Genomic DNA, 2,624 nt, shown 5'->3' on the forward strand with positions numbered 1-2,624 from the left:
TATTGCGCGTCAATCAGGATGAGTATTGCGCGTCAATCAGGATGAGAATGTGATTGTCGCGGCGCGTCATTCAGTGCCGATTTTAATTGTCGCTGGCAAGGACCTCGGTCTCATCTTGATTGTCGCGGATGGTCTCGAGGACTTTTGGAGTGGTGTAGGCGGCGGGACGTCCAGCCCCGGTGCGGCGGGCCTGAGCCGTGCGCCGGCGATAACTTTCGACGTTCATCTCGAAGATCGTGGCGTGATGCACGAGCCTGTCGACCGCAGCGAGCGTCATTGCCGGGTCCGGGAAGACGCGGTTCCATTCGCCGAAGGGCTGGTTGGCGGTGATGAGCAGGGATCTGCGCTCGTATCGTGCACTGATCAGTTCGAAGAGGACGGATGTTTCCGCTTGGTCGCGTGAGACATAGGCGAAGTCGTCGAGAATGAGCAGATGATACTTGTCGAGCTTGGCGATTGCGGATTCCAGCGTCAGTTCGCGGCGAGCCACCTGAAGACGTTGGACGAGGTCAGAGGTGCGGGTGAACAGCGCTCGCCAGCCATTTTCCACCAGCGCCAGGCCGATCGCCGCCGCCAGATGGCTCTTGCCGCCGCCTGGCGGGCCGAACAGGATGAGATTGGAACCCTGGTCGAGCCAACCATCGCCGGCGCACAGGGCCATGACCTGTGCCTTGGAGATCATCGGCACGGCCTCGAAGGCGAAGCAGTCCAACGTCTTGCCCGCCGGCAGGTGGGCTTCAGCCAGATGACGCCCGATCCGGCGGCGATCGCGTTCGGCGAGTTCGTGTTCGGCGAGAGCTGCAAGGAACCGGCTCGCGGGCCATCCTTCCTTGTCCGCCTGGGCTGCAAAATCTCCCCAGATATGCTTGATGGTTGGCAAGCGCAGCTCATTGAGCATCAGGCCCAGGCGCTGTGCGTCGATCATGGGAGCCGTGCTCATGCCGCTTCTCCCTGTTCGATCAGCCCGTCGTAGATCGAGAGCGAGACCATCTCGACCACGACTTCGGGCAAAGTGGCGGGATCGGGGCTGAAGCGGGCCCGAAGTGCCGACAGGCATGGGATCCTGCGGATTGCCAGGTCCTCCTCCAGGATATGGGAGAGCTCCGCCTCGCAGGCGCGCTCATGGGCCATGGCCAGAAGCTCGACCATGATCCGGCAGGCTTCTTTCTCGCCCACAGCTTCCAGCAAGTGCTCGAACATGAGGCGGTAGGGCGCGCGGGGGAACAGGCTGTCACGATAGACCAATCCCCGCAGCGCCATCGGCTTGCGGCGCAGGGAATGAATGACATGGCGATAATCGACAACGTGGCCGTGCTTACCGTTCACACCGGCGCGGCCGCGCTGCAGGGTCATGAGCCTTGTGCCGCCGATGAAGACATCGAGACGGTCGTCGTAAAGGCGCACTCGCAGGCGATGTCCGATCAAGCGTGAGGGGACCGTGTAGAACACCTTGCGCAGGGTGAAGCCGCCCGAGGACGTCACTGTCACGAGGACTTCCTCGTAATCGGTAGTCCGTGCGTTCGGGAGGGATTGCAGCGCCTTGCGCTCAGCATCGATGCCGGGACCGTGGCGCCGGTTCCTTGCGGTCACGACTTCGTCGATGAAGCGGCGATAAGCGGCAAGGTCGGTGAAGTCCGTGGTCCCGCGCAGTAACAGCGCGTCCTTCACTGCTGCCTTGATATGGCCGTGAGCGCTCTCGATCGCACCGTTCTCGTGGGCAATGCCTGTGTTGTTGCGCGTCGGCTCCATACCATAATGGGCGCATAGGGCGTCATAGCGCTTGGTCAGGTCGGCCTTCGCATCGGCGTCCAGATTGCGGAAGGCGGCCGACAGGCTGTCGGTACGGTGGAGCCTGGGCGCTCCGCCGGCAGACCAGAGCGCATTCTGCAGTCCTTCGGCCAGGGCAACGAAACTCTCGCCGCCCAGAATGACGTGCCCATGTTCAAAGCCGCCGCAAGGCAGGCGAAAGTGATAGAGCAAGTGGTCCAAGGGCGCCCCGGCGATGGCGACCTCCAGATCGTTCATGCACGTAAAATCGGACATGCCGAGCCGCCCCGGCTCATGAACCTGCCTGAAGATGACTTCCCGATCCTGGCCGTTCAGAGCGCGCCAGTCGCGAATACGCCTCTCCAGGGTTCGTCGTGAGCCGAACTCGGTATCCGGGTACCGGCGGCGCAGTTCCTCGAAGATCGCGACAGGACGAAGACCGGGAGCGGCCTCCAGCATCGGCACGACAACCTCCTCGAAAATGCCCGATAGCGGATCAGGGCGCCGTCGGCCGCGCAGCGCCTGTCGCTGGGAAGGCAGGCGCGCATCCTGCAGCACCCGATAGCCGGTCGCCGGGCTGAAACCGGCCTTCGCCGCTGCCAGGGCGACGGGATCGTTACGTCTGTGGGTCATGAAAAGTCTCACCTGATGATCGTTGATGTGTCGGCCCGCCACACGCCAAGTCCTCCTTCCCAGGAAAACCCAATGCATAGCGGCCGCCACGACCATCACAGGCACCCTTCAAAAGGCGCCTCCTGCGTTCCGGCATCGGCTACGGGCTACGCCCTTCGCCAATCCCGGAACGCAGGATTCTCATCATGTTTGTCGCGCTTTCTCACCCTGAATGTCGCGCGACA

Annotated in this window: 2 protein-coding genes; both read right to left on the reverse strand. The window is 62.7% G+C overall.

Annotated features, from left to right (window positions below):
* Positions 1-82: 82 nt before the first annotated feature.
* Complete coding sequence (gene istB / locus ACI3K3_RS25500) at positions 83-925, reverse strand: IS21-like element helper ATPase IstB (RefSeq protein ID WP_404918887.1); 843 nt, start codon at positions 923-925, stop codon at positions 83-85.
* Between the two features lie 11 nt (positions 926-936).
* Positions 937-2,478 (reverse strand): IS21 family transposase, encoded by a 1,542-nt coding sequence (gene istA / locus ACI3K3_RS25505; RefSeq protein ID WP_404918889.1) that lies wholly within the window; start codon positions 2,476-2,478, stop codon positions 937-939.
* Positions 2,479-2,624: the final 146 nt, after the last annotated feature.

Source organism: Novosphingobium sp. ZW T3_23 (genome assembly GCF_044987305.1).
Classification (GTDB): Bacteria; Pseudomonadota; Alphaproteobacteria; order Sphingomonadales; family Sphingomonadaceae; genus Novosphingobium.